The 22078-nt window shown below is 65.2% G+C and carries 19 protein-coding genes; 8 read left to right on the top strand and 11 right to left on the bottom strand.

Features of this window, described 5'->3' with window-relative positions:
* Positions 1-110: 110 nt before the first annotated feature.
* The 3 genes from DFR43_RS04790 to DFR43_RS04800 are packed head-to-tail and all read left to right on the top strand — an operon-like array spanning position 111 to position 4313.
* Entirely contained in the window at positions 111-971 is an 861-nt protein-coding gene (locus tag DFR43_RS04790) for a motility protein A (RefSeq protein ID WP_133596213.1), read from the top strand.
* Between the two features lie 35 nt (positions 972-1006).
* A complete protein-coding gene (locus tag DFR43_RS04795) occupies positions 1007-1828 on the top strand; it encodes an OmpA/MotB family protein (RefSeq protein WP_133596214.1) in 822 nt (273 codons plus the stop codon).
* A gap of 49 nt (positions 1829-1877) precedes the next feature.
* Positions 1878-4313, top strand: a complete 2436-nt coding sequence (locus DFR43_RS04800) for a UvrD-helicase domain-containing protein (RefSeq protein WP_133596215.1) — start codon at positions 1878-1880, stop codon at positions 4311-4313.
* Between the two features lie 23 nt (positions 4314-4336).
* Here the strand turns inward: DFR43_RS04800 and DFR43_RS04805 are convergent, their stop codons facing one another.
* The 3 genes from DFR43_RS04805 to DFR43_RS04815 are packed head-to-tail and all read right to left on the bottom strand — an operon-like array spanning position 4337 to position 6326.
* A complete protein-coding gene (locus tag DFR43_RS04805) occupies positions 4337-5119 on the bottom strand; it encodes a BPSS1780 family membrane protein (protein WP_133596216.1) in 783 nt (260 codons plus the stop codon).
* Positions 5116-6069: a homoserine kinase gene (locus DFR43_RS04810; RefSeq protein WP_133596217.1), complete on the bottom strand. Its 954-nt coding sequence runs from the start codon at positions 6067-6069 to the stop codon at positions 5116-5118. The genes DFR43_RS04805 and DFR43_RS04810 overlap by 4 nt, the downstream gene beginning before the upstream one ends.
* Positions 6070-6071: 2 nt before the next feature.
* Positions 6072-6326: a hypothetical protein gene (locus DFR43_RS04815; RefSeq protein ID WP_245988830.1), complete on the bottom strand. Its 255-nt coding sequence runs from the start codon at positions 6324-6326 to the stop codon at positions 6072-6074.
* A 148-nt stretch (positions 6327-6474) separates the two neighbouring features.
* On the opposite strand from DFR43_RS04815, the gene polA reads away from it, so the two are divergent.
* Entirely contained in the window at positions 6475-9249 is a 2775-nt protein-coding gene (polA, locus tag DFR43_RS04820) for a DNA polymerase I (RefSeq protein ID WP_133596218.1), read from the top strand.
* 78 nt (positions 9250-9327) lie between these two features.
* Complete coding sequence (locus tag DFR43_RS04825) at positions 9328-10284, top strand: GGDEF domain-containing protein (RefSeq protein ID WP_133596219.1); 957 nt, start codon at positions 9328-9330, stop codon at positions 10282-10284.
* A gap of 35 nt (positions 10285-10319) precedes the next feature.
* Here the strand turns inward: DFR43_RS04825 and DFR43_RS04830 are convergent, their stop codons facing one another.
* The gene (locus DFR43_RS04830; protein ID WP_133596220.1) at positions 10320-11012 is read right to left on the bottom strand and encodes a hypothetical protein; all 693 of its coding nucleotides are present in this window, start codon (positions 11010-11012) and stop codon (positions 10320-10322) included.
* A gap of 125 nt (positions 11013-11137) precedes the next feature.
* Here DFR43_RS04830 and DFR43_RS04835 point away from each other — a divergent pair, with 125 nt between their 5' ends.
* Positions 11138-12229 (top strand): nucleotidyltransferase family protein, encoded by a 1092-nt coding sequence (locus DFR43_RS04835; RefSeq protein ID WP_211338600.1) that lies wholly within the window; start codon positions 11138-11140, stop codon positions 12227-12229.
* A 23-nt stretch (positions 12230-12252) separates the two neighbouring features.
* Here the strand turns inward: DFR43_RS04835 and DFR43_RS13895 are convergent, their stop codons facing one another.
* Positions 12253-13830 (bottom strand): methyl-accepting chemotaxis protein, encoded by a 1578-nt coding sequence (locus DFR43_RS13895; RefSeq protein ID WP_211338601.1) that lies wholly within the window; start codon positions 13828-13830, stop codon positions 12253-12255.
* Positions 13831-14069: 239 nt separating this feature from the next.
* Between DFR43_RS13895 and DFR43_RS04845 the strand changes: the two genes are divergently transcribed.
* Together DFR43_RS04845 and DFR43_RS04850 are read left to right on the top strand one after the other, a co-directional pair.
* Positions 14070-14969, top strand: coding sequence for a dienelactone hydrolase family protein (locus DFR43_RS04845; RefSeq protein WP_133596222.1), 900 nt, complete (start codon positions 14070-14072; stop codon positions 14967-14969).
* An 85-nt stretch (positions 14970-15054) separates the two neighbouring features.
* Entirely contained in the window at positions 15055-15888 is an 834-nt protein-coding gene (locus tag DFR43_RS04850; RefSeq protein WP_133596223.1) for a ZIP family metal transporter, read from the top strand.
* Between the two features lie 6 nt (positions 15889-15894).
* On the opposite strand, the gene DFR43_RS04855 is transcribed toward DFR43_RS04850, so the two are convergent.
* From DFR43_RS04855 to DFR43_RS04880, 6 genes are all read right to left on the bottom strand, one after another.
* Entirely contained in the window at positions 15895-16773 is an 879-nt protein-coding gene (locus tag DFR43_RS04855) for a sulfurtransferase (protein ID WP_133596224.1), read from the bottom strand.
* Positions 16770-17663 carry a DMT family transporter gene (locus DFR43_RS04860; RefSeq protein ID WP_133596225.1) on the bottom strand — a complete coding sequence of 298 codons (894 nt, stop codon included), beginning with the start codon at positions 17661-17663 and terminating at the stop codon, positions 16770-16772. The genes DFR43_RS04855 and DFR43_RS04860 overlap by 4 nt, the downstream gene beginning before the upstream one ends.
* 45 nt (positions 17664-17708) lie before the next feature.
* Positions 17709-18860 (bottom strand): aromatic ring-hydroxylating oxygenase subunit alpha, encoded by a 1152-nt coding sequence (locus DFR43_RS04865; protein WP_133596226.1) that lies wholly within the window; start codon positions 18858-18860, stop codon positions 17709-17711.
* Positions 18861-19032: 172 nt separating this feature from the next.
* The gene (locus tag DFR43_RS04870) at positions 19033-20070 is read right to left on the bottom strand and encodes a VWA domain-containing protein (RefSeq protein WP_133596342.1); all 1038 of its coding nucleotides are present in this window, start codon (positions 20068-20070) and stop codon (positions 19033-19035) included.
* 8 nt (positions 20071-20078) lie between these two features.
* The gene (locus DFR43_RS04875; RefSeq protein ID WP_133596227.1) at positions 20079-21062 is read right to left on the bottom strand and encodes a DUF58 domain-containing protein; all 984 of its coding nucleotides are present in this window, start codon (positions 21060-21062) and stop codon (positions 20079-20081) included.
* 10 nt (positions 21063-21072) lie between these two features.
* Positions 21073-22077: an AAA family ATPase gene (locus DFR43_RS04880; RefSeq protein ID WP_133596228.1), complete on the bottom strand. Its 1005-nt coding sequence runs from the start codon at positions 22075-22077 to the stop codon at positions 21073-21075.
* Position 22078: the final 1 nt, after the last annotated feature.

The following is a 22078-nucleotide window of genomic DNA, read 5'->3' on the forward strand; positions in this document are numbered from 1 at the left end:
AGGCCGACAGACACCGCGTTTTTTTCGCTTTAGCCAATGCCTGTGCTGGTGAACGATGCGGCACAATCCCAGCGTGCGGTGGCCTCAAGCCGCCCAGAGGAGTCTGCCGGATGAACCCATCCACCCTGATCGGGATGGTGGCCAGCGTCTTGCTGCTGGTCGTCGTCATGATTTTCGCGGCCGAAGACCCGCTGCTGTTCATCGACCTGCCTGGCCTGGCGATCGTTCTCGTCGGTACCATGGCGGCGACTTTCATGAGTTATCCGCTCAAGGAAGTGTTGCGTGTTTTCAAGCTGATCAAGACGGTCATCCGCAACGAACGGCTCTATACCCAGAAAGACATCGAGGAACTGGTCGATGTTTCTCGCCTGTGGATACGGGAAGATCCGGTGGCGGTGGAAAAGGCCCTGCAGCGCGTGACCAATCCTTTCCTACGTACCGGGGTGCAACTCGTCATCGAGCGCACGCCGGAGGAAGACATCCTCGACCTGCTGCAGTGGCGCATCTCGCGCATGAAGGCCAAGGAAGCGGCCGAGGCGCAGCTGTTTCGCGTCATGGCCAGCTATGCGCCCGCCTTCGGGATGATCGGCACGCTCGTCGGGCTGGTCAACATGATGGACATACTCGGCACGGGCGACATGGTGGTCATTGGCAGGCACCTGGCCGTGGCGCTGATGACGACCTTCTACGGCATTTTGCTGGCCAATCTGGTGTTCAAGCCGGTGGCCGTCAAGCTGGAGCGCCGCACCGAGCAGCGTGTGGTCCTCATGAACATGGTGATGCAGGGCATTGCCATGATGACGGCCAAGCGCAGCCCCTCGCTGATGCGCGAGACGCTCAAGTCCTTCGTCGCGCATTATGAGGACGAGATTTTCGACGGCCCGCAGGACAATGGTCGTCGCCCTGGGCTGCTGCGTCGTGGTCCCGCCACCCCCAAGCCTACCCCTGGCGCAGGGGCAAACCGGTCATGAGCGGGGGCACGTTGCTTGAAAAAATGTGGGGCGAGATGCAGGCATCGTCCCAGTCCACGTCGGCTGCCACCTCCGCCAGCGACTCCGGACCGAACCGGGCCATCAGTGCCCTGCGCAGCGGGCGATTCGAGCGCTGGCACACCGATCCCGTGCCACCGCAGGAAGATGAGTCTTGGCTTGTCACTTACCTGGATGTGGTCACCCTGCTGCTCGCGATGATGGTGGTGATGCTGGCTTTTTCCGAGCCCATCAGCGAGTCGTTCCGTGGTGAGAAACGGGAAAGTGCGCTCGACCGGCAGTCGCCCATCGTTCAATCGGCGGCCGATGCCGGCACCAGCATCGTGCCCCCCATTCCCTTGCCCCATCCGGCCACCGCGCCCGCCCGCGTGGAGGGCGAGCCGCAGGACATGAGGCCCGCGCCGCCGCGGCCCGCCGTCGAAGTGGGTGATCTGGGCCAGGGGATCGAGGTCACCACTGGCCAGGGCGTGGTGCGCTTTCGCATCAGCAGTGAAGTGCTGTTTGCGTCTGGCGACGCCTCGCTAACGCCCGAAGGGCAGGCCGTAATCGATCGCCTGCTGCCTGCCTTCAACCAGGCGCCCGATCACACCATCGTGGTCGAGGGCCATTCCGACAACGTGCCCATCAACACCCCACGTTTCCCGTCGAACTGGGAACTGTCTGCCTCCCGCGCCGGTGCAGTGGTGCGGCATCTGGAGGCGCGCGGCATCAACCCCACCCGGCTGCGTGCTTCCGGCTTGGCCGATACCCGCCCCGTGGCCGACAACGCCACGCCCGAGGGGCGAAGCCAAAACCGACGCGTGGAAATCGTGATGGAGGCGCCAGACCCCCAGCGGTGAACGGGCCCGTGCTCGCTGAGCCTGGGCAGGCATTTCTACAATGCGGGCTATGTCTTGTCCTGCCTCGACCGATCCGGCACGCTCGCCGCTGCTGCAAGCCCTCAATCCCGAACAACTCGCCGCCGTCACCCTCCCAGCGGCGCATGCGCTCATTCTGGCCGGCGCGGGTTCGGGCAAGACCCGGGTGTTGACCACCCGCATCGCCTGGCTGCTGAGCACCGGTCAGGTCACGGCGGGCGGCATCATGGCGGTGACCTTCACCAACAAGGCCGCCAAAGAGATGCTGACCCGGCTGCAGGCCATGCTGCCGTTGAATGTGCGGGGCATGTGGATCGGCACGTTCCACGGGTTGTGCCATCGACTGCTGCGGGCCCACTGGAAGCTGGCCGCACTGCCCCAAACCTTCCAAATCCTGGACACGCAAGACCAGCTCAGCGCCATCAAGCGTCTGGTCAAGCAGCAGGGGCTGGACGAGGAGCAGTTCAAGCCGAAGGAACTGCAGTGGTTCATCGCCCACTGCAAGGAAGAGGGGCTGCGCCCCCACCAGATACCCATCCATGATGAGGACCATCGGCGCAAAGTCGAGATGTACCAGCTCTACGAGGCGCAATGCCAGCGCGAAGGCGTGGTGGACTTTGGCGAATTGATGCTGCGCAGCTTCGAGCTGTTGCGCGACCAGCCGGCGCTGCGCGAGCACTACCAGCAGCGCTTTCGCCACATCCTGATCGACGAATTTCAGGACACCAACCGGCTGCAATATGCCTGGCTCAAGCAGCTCGCCGGGCACGAAGAGCAAGGCCGCTTCGTTCCGGGTTCCAATGCCGTGCTGGCCGTGGGCGACGATGATCAAAGCATTTATGCCTTCCGTGGCGCGCGGGTGGGCAACATGGCGGACTTTGTGCGCGAATTTGGCGTGCGCCACCAGATCAAGCTGGAGCAAAACTACCGCAGCCACGGTCACATCCTGGACGCCGCCAACCATCTGATCGACCACAACCGCAGCCGGCTGGGCAAGCAATTGCGTACCGATCAAGGCGCGGGCGAGCCGCTGCGGGTGTACGAAGCCCCCACCGATTTCGCCGAGGCGCAGTGGATCGTCGATGAAATCCGCCACTTGGTGAAAAACGACGGCCTGCCGCGCCAGGAGGTGGCCATTCTGTACCGCAGCAATGCGCAAAGCCGCGTGTTGGAAAGCGCCTTGTTCAATGCCGGCGTGCCGTACCGGGTGTACGGCGGCTTGCGGTTTTTCGAGCGGGCGGAAATCAAGCACGCCCTGGCGTATTTGCGGCTGCTGGACAACCCGCACGACGACACCAGCTTCCTGCGCGTCGCCAACTTCCCGCCGCGCGGCATCGGGGCGCGAACCCTGGAGCAATTGCAGGACAGGGCCCGCAGCCGGGGGTGTTCGCTGCACGATGCCGTCGAGCACCTGGGGGGCGCGGCGGCCACCAAGCTGCGCGCCTTCGTGGCCAAGATCGATGTGATGCGCGAAGCCACCGCCGGGGCCACGCTGCGCCAAATCATCGACATCATGCTGCAGCACAGCGGCTTGCTGGCGCATTACCGGGACGACCGCGATGGCGCTGACCGGGTGGAAAACCTGGAGGAACTGGTCAATGCCGCGGAAAGCTTTGTCATGCAGGAAGGGTTTGGCCGTGATGCCGTGGCCTTGCCGCTGGACGAAACCGCATCGACCTTGGCCGTTGCGGGCCAGTCCCCCGTCAGCCAGGGGTTGGACCCCACGGCCGCGCTGCTGGATTTGCCCTTGTCCGATGCCGTGGCGGCGGAGACGGGCGAAACCGTCAGCCCGCTGGTGGCGTTTCTGACCCATGCCGCGCTGGAGTCGGGCGACAATCAGGCCCAGGCGGGCCAAGACGCGGTGCAGCTCATGACCGTGCATGCGGCCAAAGGTCTGGAGTTCGACGCCGTGTTCATCGCCGGATTGGAAGAAGGGCTGTTTCCGCACGAGAACAGCCTCAGCAACATGGACGGGTTGGAAGAGGAGCGTCGGCTGATGTATGTGGCCATCACCCGGGCGCGCAAACGCCTGTATCTGACCCATGCCCAGACCCGCATGCTGCACGGACAGACCCGCTACCACCTGCGCAGCCGCTTCTTCGACGAATTGCCCGAGCATTGCTTGAAATGGCTCACGCCGCCGTCTGCCGGCTGGGGGGCGGGCGAGCGCGGCAGCCCCTGGGGCGCTGCGCCGTCTCGGGTGGGCATGCAACCTGCCTGGGGCCGCAGCGGCTTGGCAGAGACGGGCTTCACAGTGCCAGCATCCGCGCGCCAGACCGCCTCACCCGCGCAGGCAGCGGCGCCTCACGGCATCCGCGCCGGGATGCAGGTGTTTCACCCCAAGTTCGGGGAGGGCAAGGTCTTGACCGTGGAAGGGCAGGGCGACGATGCCCGGGCCCAGGTCAGCTTTATGCGCCATGGCTCGAAATGGCTGGCATTGAGCGTGGCCAAGCTCACGCCCATCTGAACCGCCGATGGGCGCGCAGTCATTCAGGCCGGGGCTTGGCCGTCGTCGGTGGTGAAACTGTCGCGGAAGGTGAAGTAGAGCGACGAGAAGAACATCGCGCTCATCAGCATGGCCACCGGAAACAGCAACAGGCTCAGCAGCTTGGGGCCGCCGAGCAGCGTGGCCAGCAGCACCAGCCCGAGCGAGACGCCGAAGAACACGCCGGTCCAGCCCAGGAAATAGACCAACAGCGCGCCTTTGTTCGTCCAGCAAGCCAAGGCGCTGAAAAACAGGCTTTTCGCCGGTGACACGCCGTGCCAGTGCACCAGCGCCGGCGCGTGCCAGAACAGCAGCCCCAGCGGCACGTACAGCACGAGGCTGACCAGGAGGCCGCGCATCACCCCTGGCTGGCGCAGCAGCTCGCCGGCCGATTCCACCTGTTCGGGATCGATGGCCACCGGGCCGGTGCCGGCGATCAGCGCCGTCAGTCCCATGATGACGAAAGAGCCGGCGGCGTAAATGGCGCCGAGCACGAGCATCGCGCGCACCCGTTCGCGTCCGGCCTGGAAGGCGCTGGCCAGTACCGTGGGCATGGGAAACTGGCCGGCGGCAGCCTCCCGGGTGGCTGCCATCAGGCCCAGCGTGGCAGCGGGCAGCAGCGCCAGGGCCAGCGCATGCCCCAGCACCGGCACGATGGACAGCACCGAGACCACCAGCATGAACATGAAAAACAACCCGGCCAGGGCCAGCGGTTGCCGGAAGAACGTGCGAATGCCCAGCTTCACCCACTGGATGCCGGCGCTGGCGGGAACGTGATGCAGCTTCATAAGGCCTGGATCCGCGCGCGCAGCACGCGTTCAAAATGGGTGGGGTCGTGGGGCTTGAGCATCGAGGCTTCGCGCGGCAAGTACCAGTCCCACAGGCGCGAGATCCAGAAGCGCAGCGCTGCGGCCCGTTTCATGGCGGGCAGCAGCTGCCGCTCGGCGGCCGTCAGCGGGCGCACGCCTTCGTAAGTGTTGAGCAGGGCCTGTTCGCGCTGGGCGTCGGCGCAGCCGCTGGCCCAGTCGATGCACCAGTCGTTCAGGCAGACGGCGATGTCGAACAGGAACGTGTCGCAGCCGGCGAAGTAGAAATCGAAAAAGCCGCTGAGCTGCCCGCCATCGAACATCACGTTGTCGCGGAACAGGTCGGCGTGAATGGGGCCGCGTGGCAGCGCTTCGTAAGCAGGCGTCTGGGCCAGGTGGTTCTGATAGGCCAACTCGCTGCGCAGCAGGTTGGCCTGCTCCGCGCTCACGTGGGGCAGCACCACGGGCACCGTTTCGTTCCACCAGGCCAGCCCGCGCAGGTTGGGCTGAACGCGTTCGTAGTCCTGCCCGGCCAGGTGCATGCGCGCCAGCATGGCGCCCACTTGGGCGCAGTGGGAGGCATCGGGCGCCAGTTCGCTGTGGCCACGCAGCCGGTCCACCACGGCAGCCGGCTTGCCTTGCACGCGGTGCAGAATCTCACCCCGATCGTCTGCCGCGGGCGCGGGCACCGGTATGCCCTTGGCGGCCAGATGCTTCATCAGGTACAGGTAGAACGGCAGCTGCTCGAAAGACAGGCGTTCGAACAGCGTCAGCACATAGTCGTGGCGCTGGCCATCGCGCTCGGTGCTGACGAAGTAATTGGTGTTTTCGATGCCCCCGGTGATGCCCGCCATGTCGGTGAGCGTCCCCAGGCCCAGTCGGCGCAGTAGGGCCGTGGCCTCATCGCGTGAGACTTCGGTGAAGACGGCCATGGTCAGAACTGGAGCACGCGCCAGCTGCTTTTGCCAGAGGAGCCGCGATCATCCTGCGAACGGGCCGGGTCGATGGGTTGTACCTGATAGCCGGGCACGCGGCTGTTGGTCTGCACCTCGATGCTGCGGGTCTGGCCGCCGATGCGCAGTTCCTCGATGCGGCTGCCGGCGTCCTGATGCACGATGCGCTCGGTTTTTTGCTCCAGGGTGCGTACGGGCTCACGCTCCAGGGGGGCGGTGCCAGCGGGCTGGGCCATGGCCGTCACACTCAGCCCCGCAAGGCCCAGCAGACACAGGGCAAGCAGGGGCGCAGCGCGCAGCGGTCGCAAGGAAGGGCGTAGGGCGAAAAAGTCCATCCCTCCATTGTAGGCAATGCCCCTGCTGGTTTGCCGGCACAATCTGGCCATGAGTCAAGCCAATTCCACCCTGGTGCTGGTCGATGGGTCCAGCTATCTGTACCGCGCTTACCATGCCATGCCAGACTTGCGAGCCGTGCCCGGCGACCCCAGCAGCCCGGCCACTGGCGCCATCCGCGGCATGATCAACATGCTGCAGGCGCTGCAAAAGGAGCATCCGGCCGAGTATGTGGCCTGTGTGTTCGACGCCTCCGGCCCCACCTTCCGCGACGCGCTTTATCCCGAGTACAAGGCCCATCGCAGCCCCATGCCCGAGGATTTGCGGGCCCAGATCGCCCCCATCCACGAAGTGGTCCGTCTGATGGGCTGGACCGTGTTGGATGTGCCGGGCGTGGAGGCCGATGACGTGATCGGCACGCTGGCCACCGTGGCGGCCGCCCAGGGCGTACGGGTCATCATTTCCAGTGGCGACAAGGACTTGAGCCAACTCGTCGATGAGCGCATCACCATCATGGACACCATGAGCGGCAAGGTGCGAGATGTTCAGGGGGTGATGGCCGAGTTTGGCGTGCCGCCATGCCTGATGGTCGATTACCAGACCTTGGTGGGCGATGCGGTGGACAACGTTCCGGGGGTGGACAAAGTGGGCCCCAAGACGGCGGCCAAGTGGCTCAATGAGTACGGTTCGCTTGACGCCCTGCTGGCCCATGCCGACGCCATCAAAGGGGTGGCGGGTGAAAACCTGCGCAAAGCCCGAGACTGGCTGCCGCTGGGGCGGCAGTTGGTGACCATACGCACCGACTGCGATTTGCATGAGCACGTTCCGGGCCTGCCCGCGCTGGATGCGCTGGCGCGTCGCATGCCGCAGCCCGAAGCGCTGCGGGCCTTTTATGAGCGCTATGGCTTCAAAACCCTGGCGCGGGCGCTGGCTGAGCAGATGGGGGCCGATGCCGTCGCCCCGGATGCGGCGCCGCCTGCACAGGCCGGCGCCGCCGATCGACAGCCGCCCGCGCCCGAGGTGACGCGCCGCTACGAGACGGTGTGTGATTGGCCCACCTTCGACGCCTGGCTCCAACGGTTGCAGGCAGCACCTTGCGTGGCGCTGGATACCGAGACCACCTCCATCGACGAGATGCAGGCCGAGATCGTGGGCATTTCATGGGCGGTTGAGCCTGGGGTGGCGGCCTATGTGCCGCTGGCGCATGACTATCCGGGGGCTCTGGCGCAGTTGCCACGCGATGAGGTGTTGGCGCGCTTGCGCCCTTGGCTGGAGGACGCGAGCCGCCCCAAGCTGGGGCAACACATCAAATACGACCGCCACGTGTTTGCCAACCATGGCATCGAGGTGCGCGGTTATGCGCACGACACGATGCTGCAAAGCTATGTGCTCGAAGTCCACAAGCCGCACAGCCTCGACAGCCTGGCCCAGCGGCATTTGGGGCGGCAGGGCATCAGCTACGAAGACCTGTGTGGCAAAGGGGCGCATCAGATCCCGTTTGCCCAGGTGGCCATCGACAAGGCGGCCGAATACGCCTGTGAGGACAGCGACCTGACCCTGGCCGTGCACCAGGTATTGTGGCCGCGCTTGCAGGCCGACGACCGCTTGCGACGTATCTACGAACTGGAGGTGGCATGCAGCGAAGTGCTCTATCGCATCGAGCGGCACGGGGTGCTGATAGACGCCGATGTCCTGTCCCGCCAAAGCCACGAACTGGGTCAGCGCATCCTCCAACTGGAGCAGGAAGCCTATGCCATCGCCGGGCAGCCCTTTAACCTCAACAGCCCCAAGCAACTGGGCGAGATTTTTTTCGACAAGCTGGGTTTGCCCGTGGTCAAGAAGACCGCCACCGGCGCGCGCAGCACCGATGAGGAGGTGCTGGAAAAACTGGCCGAAGACTACCCCTTGCCGGCCAAGATTCTGGAGCACCGTTCGCTGACCAAGCTCAAGGGGACCTACACCGACAAGCTGGCGGCCATGGCGCATCCGCGCACCGGGCGCGTGCATACCCACTATGCCCAGGCGGTGGCGGTCACGGGGCGGCTGTCGAGCAACGACCCCAACCTGCAAAACATCCCGATCCGCACGCCCGAGGGCCGGCGCATCCGCGAGGCCTTCATCGCCGCGCCCGGGCACGTGCTGGCCAGCGCCGACTATTCCCAAATCGAACTGCGCATCATGGCCCACTTGAGCGAGGACGAAGCTCTGCTGCGCGCCTTTGCCGAGGGCTTGGACGTGCACCGCGCCACGGCGGCCGAGGTGTTTGGGCTGGCGCCGGAGCAGGTCAGCAGCGAACAGCGTCGCTACGCCAAGGTCATCAATTTCGGGCTCATCTACGGCATGAGCAGTTATGGCCTGGCCAAAGCGCTGGGCATCGACAACACCGCCGCGAAAAACTACATCGAGCGCTACTTCCAGCGTTTTGCCGGGGTACGCCGCTACATGGACGACACCAAGGCCCAGGCCAAGGCCCGCGGTTATGTAGAGACGGTTTTTGGCCGACGGCTATACCTGCCCGAGATCAACAGCCCCAACGGCCCGCGCCGCGCCGCAGCCGAGCGCGCCGCCATCAACGCGCCCATGCAGGGCACGGCGGCCGACCTCATCAAAATGAGCATGGTGGCGGTGCAGCAGGCGCTGGACGCGCAAGGCAAAGGCACGAAGATGATCATGCAAGTGCATGACGAACTGGTGTTCGAGGTGCCCGAAGCCGAAGTGGATTGGGTGCGCACGGAAGTGCCTAAATTGATGGCAGAAGTGGCTAAATTGAAAGTTTCTCTGCTGGCGGAGGTCGGCGTGGGGGAAAACTGGGAGCGTGCGCATTGAATAAAAGGCGTAATGCACCATTTTTCTCAATGTTTACCCTATATATGTGCTGAAAGTTGGCTGCCATAATCATCGGCCATGTTCGTCGCAGCCCCCCTGCCGTCCAACTCGTCTGGTCAAGTCGAGACCGTGGCTTTGGCGTGGGTGTCTCGGCTGACCAGCGCCCGTGACCGACGCGAACTCGCTCAACTGCTGCTGCAAGGCGTGCGCTCTTGGCCGGGAGTGGAGCGCGCCGAGCTGGACGAACAGGTGGAGGTGGCGGCCGACGCGGTGTTGCCGGATCCCGAAGGCTGCCAGTGTTGGGAGATGCGGTCCGAGTATGGTGAACAGTCGCTGCTGCGGGTGTGGGCGGCCGCCGATGTGCCCGACACCATGGACTTCATTGGCCATCTGGTGCGGGCCTACCAGCATGTGCTGCGCCTGATCGACGGCGCCGAGCGCGACCCGATGACCGGATTGTTCAACCGCAAGTCTTTCGACGAAACCTTCTGGCGCTTGAGCACCCATTGCCTGCAAACCACCAGACCGATTGTGCTGGATGGTCAAGCGGTGGCTCAGCCGGAGCGCCGCCACGAGGTGCCGCCCTCGGGTTACTGGCTCGGGGTGCTGGATGTGGATCATTTCAAGCGTGTCAACGATGAGCACGGGCACCTCATTGGGGATGAGGTGCTGATCCTGTTGGCCCGACTGATGCGGCAGGTGTTTCGCCGGCAGGACCGCTTCTACCGTTTTGGCGGCGAGGAGTTCGTGGTACTCCTGCCATCGACCGATGCCACCGTCGCCGAATCCCTGTTTCAGCGCTTGCGCCAGGCGGTCGAGGGGCACGTGTTTCCCCAGGTCGGACGGATCACCGTCAGCCTGGGCTACACCCAGATTCGCCCCAACGATACCCCATCGGCCGCGTTCGACCGCGCCGATCGGGCCGTTTACCTGGCCAAAAAGAGCGGGCGTAACCGGGTGGTCTGCCACGACACGGAGCCCTCTCTCTCTGCGGCATCAGTCCTGCATCAAAGCGGCGGCGTGGAATTGTTTTGAGCCGCCCCGGGCGGGGGCGGCCGGTTCCGCGGCGTTCAGCGCAGGGCGGTGGCCAATCCCATCGAGAGCGCCTGCTGCGGCCCGTACATTTCGGTTTCCCGGCAGGTGGCCGCTTCCAGCTTTTGATAGACGGCAGTGGCTGTGGGAGAGGGCAGCATGGCACGCAGATAACGGGCCAATGTCAGTTGTTGCCCCCGGCTCCATTGCGTTTCGCAAACCTGGCGGCCGAAATCCGCATCAGGGGGAATTTGAGAGAATGCGATGCGTGCCGGCTGAGGCGCAACAGGCATCCAACGCTCTACGCCCGCAGCGAACACCATCAGGCAAGGTGTGTCGCAGACTGTTCCAGCGGCCACTTGGGTGGCATAGCCCCGGTTGCGGAGCATGGCGCCTGCCGTGATGGCGTCACCCAGCACCCCGCGGCTGGCGTGGAGCACCAAGGTTTTTCGGCCACAGCCAGACAGGTCCACGGCCTGCAGGGCTTGGTGCATTTGCCGCAGGGCGGCGGCCTGTATCTCGCCGCGCAGTTCCAGCACACATTCACCGCTTTGAGTGCGCAGCCTCAATTCGCCGCCGGTGTACGGGAATGCCTGCACAGGAGGGGTGGTCGGCACGGGAGCCGCCGGAGGTGGCGCGGTGGTGCATCCTGCGAGCCAGGCAGCCAGAGCCAACACCGGTATAGCGGTGGCCGTGCGCAGGCGGAAAGACGACAAAGTGAGTGATCGCATCACCGTATTGTGCGCGGTTCATGGGCGTTTCGGTGCCCGTCGCTGGCGTCAAGGTGTCGCGGTCTTCGGGTAAAGTGCGGCTCTAACGAAACTTGAGTCCTTCGATCACACCAATGGCCAAAGGCATGATTCTGGCAGCGGGGCAGGGCACCCGCGTGCGTCCGCTGACCAAAGACCTTCCCAAACCCATGGTGCCCATCCTGGGCAAGCCGGTCATGGAGTACCTGATCGAGCATCTGGCTCGGCATGGCGTGACCCAGATCATGGTCAACGTCGCCTACAACCATCGCAAGATCGAAGAATATTTTCGCGATGGCCACCGTTGGGGCGTGGAGTTGGGGTATTCCTACGAAGGGGTGTATGACCATGGCGACATCCTCCCGCGCCCGCTCGGCTCGGCGGGGGGGATGCGCCGGATTCAGGACAACAGCGGTTTTTTCGATGAAACCACGATCGTCCTGTGTGGCGATGCCTTGATCGATCTGGACATCGGCGCGGCGCTCCAGGAGCACCGCGCTCAAGGGGCCATGGCCAGCGTGGTGACGCTGGATGTGCCGCGCGAGCAGGTGAGCAACTATGGCATCGTGGTGGCGGACGAGCACGGCAAGGTGCGTTCGTTCCAGGAAAAGCCCCGCCCGCAGGAAGCCCGGTCCACCTTGGCCAGCACGGGCATTTATATTTTCGAGCCGTCGGTGTTGGACCTGATTCCCCGCGGCGAGGTGTTCGACATCGGCAGCCAACTCTTTCCCTTGCTGGTGAAGCGGGACATGCCTTTCTACGCCCAGAACCGCTCGTTCAACTGGATCGATATCGGTCGGGTGAGTGATTACTGGTCGGTGTTGCAGCAGGTGCTCAAAGGGGAAATCGATCAGATGCGCATGCCGGGTACCCAGGTGCGGCCTGGCGTGTGGGTGGGTCTGAACACCCGGGTGGACTGGGAGACCGTGCATGTGCAGGGGCCGGTGTACCTGGGTTCCAGCGTGAGACTGGAGCCGGGATGCACGATCATCGGGCCGGCGTGGATCGGGCATGGCAGCCACGTGCGCGCAGGCGCTCGGGTCGAGCGCAGCATCCTGTTCGAGTACACCCGCATCGGCGCAGGCATGCTGTTTCAGGACATGATCGTCTCGCCCAGCTATTGCGTGGACCGCCTGGGCAACGCCACCTACGTGGGGGACGATCGCTTCCCGTTGCGCTGGGGCGATGCCCGGGCCTGACCCGGGACTGATCTGCGCGCCCTTCAGCGCAGCTTGAACCGGCTGACCAACTGGGCCAGTTCCTGGGCCTGATCCTTCAACGAAGCGGCCGCGGCCGAGGCTTCTTCCACCAGCGCGGCGTTTTGTTGCGTGACGCCGTCCATGAGGGCCACGGCGCTGTTGATCTGCGTCAGCCCTTCGGCCTGCTCGCTGCTGGAGGTGGAAATTTCACGCATGAGCTGGGTCACCCGCTCGATGCTTTCGACGATCTCTTTCATCGTGGCGCCGGCCTGAGCCACCTGCTCGGTGCCGTCGGCGACCTTGGAGACGGAGTCATCGATCAGGCCCTTGATTTCCCGCGCGGCTTGCGAGCTGCGCTGCGCCAGGCTGCGCACTTCGGCGGCCACCACGGCAAACCCCCGGCCTTGCTCGCCGGCGCGCGCGGCCTCCACCGCCGCGTTGAGCGCGAGGATGTTGGTCTGGAAGGCGATGCCGTCGATCACGCCGATGATGTCCACGATCTTGCGCGATGAGGTGTTGATGTTGTCCATCGTGTGGACGACCTGCGAGACGACCTCCCCGCCGCGGGCGGCCACGCTGGAGGCGGTCTCGGCCATGTCATTGGCCAGCCGGGCGTTGTCGGCGTTTTGCCGGACGGTGCTGTTGAGTTCTTCCGTGGCCGAAGCGGTCTGCTCCAGCGAACTGGCCTGCTGCTCGGTGCGCTGCGAGAGGTCCAGCGTGCCGCTGGCCACCTGGGCTGCCGCGCTGGCGATGGCGTCCGCCCCCTGGCTGACCTGGGTGATCACATTGCGCAGGTGGCCCTGCATCTGGCGCATCTGACGCAGCAGATGGGCGATTTCGTCTTGCCCGCCGTGGGCCGTGATTTCTTCCGTCAAGTCGCCGTTGGCGATGGCCGTGGCGGTGCGGTCGGCCTGCTCGAAGCCGGTGGACAGGCGGCGCAGGGTCAGCAGCATCAGCACCGTCACCGGGATGGCGCCGAGTATCACGATGGCGGCAAACAAAATCTGGCTGGCCTGGTAGCGTTGGTCTGCCAGACGGGTTTCTCGGTCTGCCATTTCGGCCTGGTAATTGCGCAAGGCCGAAATCGACTTCTCGAACGCGTCACCTTCCATGCGGCCGGCCACGAGGAAGAAATTCATGGTGGCAGGAGAAAAATCCCCGGCGCGCAGGGCGTCCAGCGCCTGATTGCGCTTGGCCTGCCAAGCCCGGCGCTTGGCCTGCATGTCATCCACCAAGGCCTGTTCCTCGGCCGACATCGGGCGGTTCAGCACGATCTGGAAGGCCTCATCGTTGGCCGCGACGGTGGCTTGCAGCGCGTTGAAATGCAGGTCGATGCTGTGGTCGTGAATCTGATACAGCGGCCCGTCCGGGTCGTGCTGGAAAGCCAGCAGGATTTGCAGGCGGTTTTCGTAGAAGTTGCGGTTGATGACCGCCAGCGCTTCGACCACCTGCATGCGCTCGTTATGCACATGGTGCAGGGCATCGCGCGCCGTGCGCATGCCGAAAATGCCTGCGGCCATGGCCAGCAGAAACACCAGCCAGTAAACGACCACGACGGTCCAGACGCGATGGGTCAGGCGAAAGCGATCGAGCAGGCGCATGATGGAACTGCCTTAGAGGGTAGGGTGCATGGGCAAGAAAATGATAGTTACATTATGTATCGGAAACGGTTTGTATTTTTTTGGGGCTTTCCCGGCTTGCAAAATGAAAACCCTGAAAATGCAAGCCGTTTGACGCAGATCAAGCGTCGGATATGCCTTGGGGTGCCTGCATGTCTGGCACGGACGGCGTACAGTCAGTGGTTCTGTCGCCAGGCGACGCCATTGAAGGAGACATTCCCATGAGCCGATTCGCATTTGAGCAAGACCTTCGTGCCCTGGTGCCGGGCCAAAGCACCGCCGATGGGGCTACCCGCCGCACCGCGTTGAAAGCGGCCTTGGGGGTGGGGTATGCGGCCGCCGCGCTACCTGTCATGGCCCAGACCGCCATTCGTACCCCTGCCGATGGGCTGACCGTCGGGGAAGTGAAGATCACGGTGGCGGGGCACAGCGTGCCGGTGTACCGGGCCGCCCCAGCCGGCCAGACGGGGTTGCCGATCGTGCTGGTCATTTCCGAAATTTTCGGTGTGCATGAATACATTGCCGATACGGCCCGCCGCTTCGCCCGCGCGGGCTACATGGCGCTGGCCCCGGAGTTGTTCGATCGGCAGGGCGATCCGCAAAGCTATGGCGAAATCGCCCGGCTGATTGCCGAGGTGGTCTCGAAAGTGCCCGATGCCCAGGTGGCGGCCGACCTGGATGCCTGCATCGATTGGGCCGCCGCCCACGGCGGCGATGCGGGCAAGGTTGGCGTGACCGGCTTTTGCTGGGGCGGGCGGCAGACCTGGCTGTACACCGCGCATCAGCCCCGGGTGAAGGCCGGGGTGGCTTGGTATGGCCGGCTGGTGGGCCAGAGCAACCCGCTGCAACCCAAGCACCCGGTGGACATTGCCGGTCAACTGCATGCGCCGGTGTTGGGGCTCTACGGGGGCGCCGATGAGGGCATCCCCCTGAGCACGGTGGAGCAAATGAAGGCCGCTCTCGCTCAGGGCAATGCCGCGTCCCGAGCCTCGGAATTCGTGATCTACCCCGACGCGCCGCACGCCTTCCATGCCGATTACCGCCCGACCTACCGCAAAGAGGCGGCCGAAGACGCCTGGAAGCGCTGCCTGGCGTGGTTCCAGCGGCACGGCGTGGCGTAAAAGCCCCGCCTTCGCCGCCCCTGCCGGGGCAAGGGGGCTTGGGGTGCGGTAAAGTCTTTGCCTCGTTCAACGACCCCCTTGCTCCATGACCTTGTTCGCGATCTTGCTGGGCACTGTGTTGGCCGGCGTGGGCAGCGTGTGGATTGCCGCTGCCATCAGTCTGGGCGTGTTGGCCCGTTATACCCAGCACATGCTGAGCCTGGCGGCTGGCGCTTTGATGGCCACGGCCTTCATGCATCTGTTGCCTGAAGCTTTTGAAAGCGCTGCCGGCGCCCACGATCTGTTTGCCCTGTTGCTGGTAGGGCTGGTGTTTTTCTTTCTGTTGGACAAGGCCGAACTCTGGCACCACGGGCATGAGCATCACCATCCCGCGCCAGTGCAGCGTGGGCACGCCCACCACGCCCACGCGAGCGCCCATGCGCACGGCCACGGGGATGCGCACGATCATGGGCACCGCGAAGCCCGTTCGGGCGGCTGGAGCGTGCTGGCCGGTGACAGTGTGCACGCGTTTGGCGACGGCATTCTGATTGCCTCGGCCTTTCTGGCGGATATCCGCCTCGGGGTGGTGGCGGCGCTGGCGGTTCTGGCCCATGAAGTGCCCCACCACATGGGCGATCTCGTCGTGCTGCGACAGACCTCTGGCACCCGGCGCGCCGCCATTGTGAAGGTGTCGCTGGCGGGCACCGTCACCGCGGTCGGTGGCCTGTTTGGTTACTGGATCGTGAACCGTTTGGAGGACTATCTGCCGTATTTCCTCGTCCTGGCCTCCAGCAGTTTCGTGTATGTGGCCCTGGCGGACTTGATTCCCCAACTGCAAAAGCGCCTGAGCGCGCGCGAGACGGCCGCGCAAGTGGCTTGGTTGGGGGTGGGCATCGGTCTGGTGACGGTGGTCAGCGTGTTGGCGCACGCCCACCACTGAGGCCGCTCATCCGCCCCGCGCGCATGGCAGGCCCGGGGTCCGGCTCCACTCGCTCCAACTGCCGGGGAACAGGGCGGCCCGCCCCAGCCCGGCCAGTTCCATGGCCAATAAGTTGGGCACGGCTGTGACGCCGCTGCCACAATGGTGCACGACGCTTTCGGGTGGGCGGCCGGCGAGCAGGGCCTCGAATTCGGCGCGCAGCTGATCGGCGGGCTTGAAGCGGCCGTCTGGCAGAAAGTTGTCGGTGAACGGCCGGTTCAGCGCGCCAGGGATGTGCCCTGCCACCGGGTCCAGCGGCTCCATGTCGCCACGGTAGCGCGCGGGCGCTCGGGCGTCGAGGATGGTTTGCACTGGGGTGCCGAGTTGCCGGGCCACTTCCTGGGCGCAAGTGGTTCGCATCAGCGGCGGCTGCAACACGAAGCGCCCTGGCGCTCGGGGCGCGGCATCCGGTCCGCTGACCACGGGCCCGCCGGCTGCCTGCCAGGCGGGCAGGCCGCCATCGAGCACGGCCACGGCGTCGTGTCCGCACCATTTCAGCATCCACCACAGGCGCCCGCAATACTGCATGCCCTGCCGGTCATAGACGACGGCCTGCATTCCAGGCTCGAACCCCCGGCTGCGCAGGCGCTCGGCGAAGGTTTCGCGCGAGGGCAGCGGGTGGCGGCCGCCCGAAGCAGTATCGGTGGCGCCCGAGTGGTCGCTCAAGTCCCGGTCCAGGTGCATGTACGTCGCGCCGGGGATGTGTGCCTGGGCGTACAGGTCGTCGCCAGCGGCGGGGTTCATCAGGTCGAAGCTGCAGTCGAACACCATCAGCGGCTGACCGCTGGCTTGCAGGTGCATGAGGGCTTGGGCCGTGATGAGGGTGGTGTAAGGCGTGGGGGTCATGCGTGTTCCTCTGCGGGCAACTTGGGCACGGCGCGTTCGCGCAGGAAGGTGGCAGCGATGCCGCTGACCACGATCACGCCCATGCCCAGCCAGCCGATGAGGGGCAGTTGGTCACCAAAGACGATGATGCCGTAAGCCCCGGCGAATGCGATGCCGAAGTATTGCAGATTGGCCACGACCAAGGTGGCGCCACTGGCATAGGCGCGCGTCATGCAGAGCTGGCCCAGCACGGCCAGCAGGCCGATGGGCAGCAGCCACAGCGCACTGGGCCAGTGCCAGGCATTGAAGCCGAAGATGGCCATGCCCGCCAAGCCGAACAGGGCCGCGCCGATGGAAAAGTAGAACACCGTGCGGCTTTCCGGCTCGCCGGCGCGTGCCAGCGCCGCCACCTGCAGATAGGCCAGTGCCGACACCAGGCCAGACATCAGGCCGGACAGGCCGCCCAGCACCTGCTGCTCATCGAACGTGGGCCGCAGCACCATGGCCACGCCCGCGAAGCCGGCGAGCACCGTCACGAACAGCGGCCCTTGCTGACGCAAAGGGGCGCTGGACTTTTGCAGCAACAACGTACCACCGAGCAGGAAGGCCGCGATCCAGATGCTGCTCATGTAGTTGAGCGTCATCGAGGTGGCCAGGGGCAGCACCGAGATGGAGTAGAACCAGGTCAGCAGGGCCGTGACCCCGACGACGCTGCGCCACAAGTGCATCATGGGCACCCGCGTGCGCAGCGACACGCCCCGGGCCCGGGTCAGGAAGACGAGAAAGACCACGCCGATCAGGCCCCGGTAGGCCACGATCTCGAAGCTGTTGAAGTGGTCTGAGGCGAATTTGATACACACCCCCATGGTGGCGAACAAGAACGCCCCCAGCACCATCCAGAGTGCCTGGATGGTCTGGGTGCTTGGGGGGTGAGAGGCGGGAGCCGGGCCGATGGCTTACCCCGGCAGGTGTTCGCCCAGGCGGGCGCGATACCACTCGTGGAAGTGCTGCATGCCGTCTTCCATCGGGCTTTGGTACGGCCCGACCTCGTTGACACCGCGCTCTAGCAGGGCTTTGCGGCCAGCGTCCATGCGCTCGGCGATCTCGTCGTCCTCGATACAGGTCTCCATGTAGGCCGCGCGTTGCGCCTCCATGAATTCGGGCTCGAAGGCAACGATTTCCTCGGGGTAGTAGAACTCCACCATGTTCAGCGTTTTGTCCACGCTGATGGGGTGCAGGGTGGAGACCGTCAACACGTGCGGATACCACTCCACCATGATGTGGGGATAGTAGGTCAACCACACGGCGCCCTGTTCGGGCAGTTGGCCGTTGCGGTAGCGCATCAGTACCTCGTGCCAGCGCTGATAGACGGGGCTGCCGCTCTTGGCCATCAGGTTCTGCACCCCCACGGTTTGCACCGAGTACTCAGGCTTGAATTCCCACTTCAAGTCGTCGCAAGTCACGAAGTTGCCCAGGCCGGGGTGGAAGGGCACGACGTGGTAGTCTTCCAGATAGACCTCGATGAAGGTCTTCCAGTTGTAGTTGCACTCGTGCAGTTCCACGTGGCCCAGCACCATGCCCTCGAAGCTCAGGGTGGAGACCGGGCCCATGCCTGCCAGGTCAGCCGCGATGTCGCGGCCATTGTCCTCGAACAGCAAGCCGTTCCACTCGCGCAGCGGGTAGCGCTGCAGGTTGAGGCAGGGGTCGTGCGCGAAGTGGGGCGCGCCGATGAGTTCGCCCAGGTTGTCCATGGCCGAGCCGCCAGAATACGTCCAGCGATGCAGCGGGCAGACGATGTGGCCGCCGGCGTGGCCTTTGGCGTTGTCGCCCAGGTTGCCGCGGCCTTTGAGCATGACGGCCTGCCGGTGGCGGCAGACGTTGCTGACGAGTTCCACGCCCTGGGCGGTGCGAACCAGGGCGCGGCCTTCCCCTTCTTGGGGCAGAGCGAAATAGTCCCCCACGTTGGGAACGGCGTTGGAGTGCCCCACATAGCGGGGCCCGCGCTGAAAGATAGTCTCCAGTTCGCGCTGGAACAGCGCCTCGTCGAAGTAGCTGGAAACGGGCAATTGGCTTGCGGCCTGCTGCAATTGAAGACTCAAATCAGACATGATGGTCCTGACCTAAAGACTCCCCCTATGAAGGGGCAGGGAAGCGCATGTTGAGACGAATGAACGAATCAGCGCGGGAAGGGTGGAAACAACTCCCATCGAGTTGAAAAAGGGACCGGGATTGTACCCCGGGGTTCCCCGGATGGGGTGAAAAATTCGCTGTCGTTGTGGCTCAGGCGATACGGTTGAACCACCACAGCGACAGGCCCGCCGACAACAGGCCCAGCACGGCCGCGAGCAGGGCAAACAGGGCCGAGACCTCGGTTTCCCGTTTTTCCATCGTCAAGCGGCTGCCCAGGGTTTCATAGACGTGGCGCAGATTCTCCGCCGTGCCGGCGTAGAAATATTCGCCATGGGTGCGAGTGGCCACTTCCTTGAGCGTTTCCTCGTCCAGCCGCACGCGCATGGACCAGCCCTCGAAGCCGATGGTCTCGCCTTCCACCGTGCCCACGCCCACGGTGTAGATTTTCACCCCGCGCTCGGCCGCCATCTGGGCGGCCTGTAAGGTGTCCACGCCCGTGGTGCGTTGCCCATCGGTCAGCAGGATGATGGCCGCCGAGGTGTATGAGCCGGGCGGCACCGGTTGGTGGGGTGGGCGTTGGGCGCCGGCTTGATCGAGCGATCGCCCCCGGTGGGGCGCCTGGCCATAGAGGATATCGGCCAGGTCGATGCCTTCGTCGGGGAAAATCTCGGCCAGCGACACCACGATGGCGCTGCCGATGGCGGTGGCGCGTTGCAACTGGAAGCGGTCGATGGCGGCGATGAGGTCGTCTCGATTCAGCGTGGGTTGCTGCACCACCTGGGCCGTGCCGGCAAACGCGACGATGCCCACGCGCACATGGCGAGGCAGGTCGGCCAGGAAGGCTTTGGCGGCGTTTTGGGCCGCCACCAGCCGGTTGGGCTCCACGTCGGTGGCGCGCATGCTGCCCGAGACGTCCATCGCCAAGATGATGGTCTGCTGTGGGTTGGGCAGCATGATGACGGCGTAGGGCCGGGCCGCGGCGATCAGCATCGCTGTGAGCGCCAGCAGGAAAAGCACCGGCGGCACATGGCGGCGCCAGCTGCGCCCGCCCATGGCTTCTTTGACCAGCGACAGGCTGGCATAGCGCAGCGCGGTTTGTCGCTTGCGCCGCAGCAGCAGCCAGTAGGCCAGCACCAGCAGGGGAACGGCGAGCAGCAGCCACAGCAGCTGGGGCCAAAAGAAGGTCAGCGGCAGGTTCATGCGGTTCTCACTCCATGAGGCCGACGTTTGCGCAGGGCGGCCAGCCGCAGTAGGGCCGTGCCCAGGTCGTCGTCGGTCGAAAGCTCCAGCGTGTCCACGCCAGCGCGGACCAGGCCCGCGCGCAGCTGCGCTTCCCGTTCGGCGGCCAGGCGCTGGAAGCGCTCGCGAAAACCGGCATCGTGGGTATCCACCCACAGACGCTCGCCGGTTTCGGCGTCGTACAGGGGCAGCAGCCCCAGGTCGGGCAGGTGCAGTTCCAGCGGATCGAACAGGCGCACGGCCAGCACGTCGTGACGCAAAGCCATGCGGCCCAAGGGCTGCTCCCAGCCGGGCGCGCTGATGAAATCCGACACCACGAAGACGGCGCTGCGCCGTCGCGAGAATGCGCCGGCTTCGCGCAGCCATTCGGCCAGCCGGGTCTCGCCCCGCGCATCGGGCCGGGCGTGTCGGCGTTGCGCGCTCATCAGGGCCTGGATGATGCGCAGCACCTGCTCGCGACCGCCGCGGGCGGGCAGCACGCGGGCCGGGCCCGAGCCGTAGATGAGCGCCCCCACCCGGTTGCCATGCCGGGCCAGCAGCCGCGCCAGCACGGCCACCCATTCCAATTGCACTTGCTGCTTGCTGCGCGAGCCGGAACCGAAATGCAGGGATGGGCTGGCATCGATGACGAACCAGGCGGTCACGTCCCGATCTTCGAGAAACTGCCGCACATGCGGCTGCTGCAGCCTGGCGGTCACGTTCCAGTCGATGCGGCGCACGTCATCGTGAGGCTGATACTCCCTCAGATCGGCCAGATCCAGGCCGCCGCCGCGCATGAGGGTGCGATGCTCGCCTTGCACTTGCCCGGCGAGCCGGCGCAGCACCGTCCATTCGAGGCGGTGCAGCAAGGCGTCGGCTTCGCGCGGGGGCGCATCGGGCGCATCCAGCGCAGGGGCGGCCGCAGTCGGCTCATTGGCTGCCCGGCGTCGCCACCACCGCATGGCCGGCTCCTCAGGCGGCCTTGGCCATGGCCTCGTGGGCCAGGGGCTTGGCCGGTACGGGGATGCGGCCCATGATGCGCTCGATCAGGGCGTCGCTGGTCCAGCCTTCGGCCAGACCTTCGTAGGAGAGGACGAGCCGATGCCGCAACACGTCGGGGACGAGGTCGGTCATGTCTTCCGGCAGGGCGTAGGTGCGGCCCCGCAGCAGGGCCAGCGCCCGGGCGCCTTCGGTCAGGGAAATCGTCGCGCGTGGGCTGGCGCCATAGGTGATGAAGCGCTGCCATTCGCCCAGGCCGTGATCCTGCGGCCGGCGGGTGGCCGACACCAGCTTGACCGCATACTGCACCAGCGATGGATCCACATACACCTGGCGGCAGTGCTGTTGCAGCGCAGCGAGTTCCTCTGTCGTGGCCACCGGTGTGATGTCGATGCGCGGGCCGGTGACGCGTTCGACGATGACGGCCTCCTCCTCGTCGGTGGGGTAGTCCACCAGCACCTTCATCATGAAGCGGTCCACCTGGGCCTCGGGCAAAGGGTAGGTGCCCTCGGTCTCGATGGGGTTTTGGGTGGCCATGACCAGGAAGGGTTCGGGCACCCGATGGGTTTCGCCCGCGATGGTGACTTGCCGCTCCTGCATCACTTCCAGCAGGGCGCTCTGCACCTTGGCCGGCGCGCGGTTGATTTCGTCGGCCAGCAGCAGGTTGGTGAACACCGGGCCCAGCGTGGTGCTGAATTCGAAGGTTTTCTGGTTGTAGATGCGGGTGCCCACCAGGTCGGCCGGCACCAGGTCGGGCGTGAACTGGATGCGCCGGAAATGCCCGCGCACCGCCTGCGCCAGGGTCTTGACCGTCAGCGTCTTGGCCAGGCCCGGCACGCCTTCGACCAAAAGATGCCCCTGCGCCAGCATGGCCACCATCACCCGCTCCAAAAAGCGATCCTGACCGACGACGATGCGCTTGACTTCATACAGGATGCGCTCCATGAGCTGGGCCTGTTCGGCGGGCGTGGTGTTCATG

The organism is Tepidicella xavieri, assembly GCF_004363315.1.
Classification (GTDB): Bacteria; Pseudomonadota; Gammaproteobacteria; order Burkholderiales; family Burkholderiaceae_C; genus Tepidicella; species Tepidicella xavieri.

What these genes read in the sequence shown, in the direction of transcription:
- DFR43_RS04815 (WP_245988830.1), bottom strand. Translation starts at nt 6,326, where the DNA reads ATGGCCCAGCCCGCTGGCACCGCCCCCCTGGAGCGTGAGCCCGTACGC.
- DFR43_RS04850 (WP_133596223.1), top strand. Translation starts at nt 15,055, where the DNA reads ATGACCTTGTTCGCGATCTTGCTGGGCACTGTGTTGGCCGGCGTGGGC.
- DFR43_RS04800 (WP_133596215.1), top strand. Translation starts at nt 1,878, where the DNA reads ATGTCTTGTCCTGCCTCGACCGATCCGGCACGCTCGCCGCTGCTGCAA.
- DFR43_RS04810 (WP_133596217.1), bottom strand. Translation starts at nt 6,069, where the DNA reads ATGGCCGTCTTCACCGAAGTCTCACGCGATGAGGCCACGGCCCTACTG.
- DFR43_RS04795 (WP_133596214.1), top strand. Translation starts at nt 1,007, where the DNA reads ATGCAGGCATCGTCCCAGTCCACGTCGGCTGCCACCTCCGCCAGCGAC.
- DFR43_RS04865 (WP_133596226.1), bottom strand. Translation starts at nt 18,860, where the DNA reads ATGTCTGATTTGAGTCTTCAATTGCAGCAGGCCGCAAGCCAATTGCCC.
- polA (WP_133596218.1), top strand. Translation starts at nt 6,475, where the DNA reads ATGAGTCAAGCCAATTCCACCCTGGTGCTGGTCGATGGGTCCAGCTAT.
- DFR43_RS04805 (WP_133596216.1), bottom strand. Translation starts at nt 5,119, where the DNA reads ATGAAGCTGCATCACGTTCCCGCCAGCGCCGGCATCCAGTGGGTGAAG.
- DFR43_RS04845 (WP_133596222.1), top strand. Translation starts at nt 14,070, where the DNA reads ATGAGCCGATTCGCATTTGAGCAAGACCTTCGTGCCCTGGTGCCGGGC.
- DFR43_RS04830 (WP_133596220.1), bottom strand. Translation starts at nt 11,012, where the DNA reads ATGCGATCACTCACTTTGTCGTCTTTCCGCCTGCGCACGGCCACCGCT.
- DFR43_RS04875 (WP_133596227.1), bottom strand. Translation starts at nt 21,062, where the DNA reads ATGCGGTGGTGGCGACGCCGGGCAGCCAATGAGCCGACTGCGGCCGCC.
- DFR43_RS04825 (WP_133596219.1), top strand. Translation starts at nt 9,328, where the DNA reads ATGTTCGTCGCAGCCCCCCTGCCGTCCAACTCGTCTGGTCAAGTCGAG.
- DFR43_RS13895 (WP_211338601.1), bottom strand. Translation starts at nt 13,830, where the DNA reads ATGCGCCTGCTCGATCGCTTTCGCCTGACCCATCGCGTCTGGACCGTC.
- DFR43_RS04835 (WP_211338600.1), top strand. Translation starts at nt 11,138, where the DNA reads ATGATTCTGGCAGCGGGGCAGGGCACCCGCGTGCGTCCGCTGACCAAA.
- DFR43_RS04880 (WP_133596228.1), bottom strand. Translation starts at nt 22,077, where the DNA reads ATGAACACCACGCCCGCCGAACAGGCCCAGCTCATGGAGCGCATCCTG.
- DFR43_RS04855 (WP_133596224.1), bottom strand. Translation starts at nt 16,773, where the DNA reads ATGACCCCCACGCCTTACACCACCCTCATCACGGCCCAAGCCCTCATG.
- DFR43_RS04790 (WP_133596213.1), top strand. Translation starts at nt 111, where the DNA reads ATGAACCCATCCACCCTGATCGGGATGGTGGCCAGCGTCTTGCTGCTG.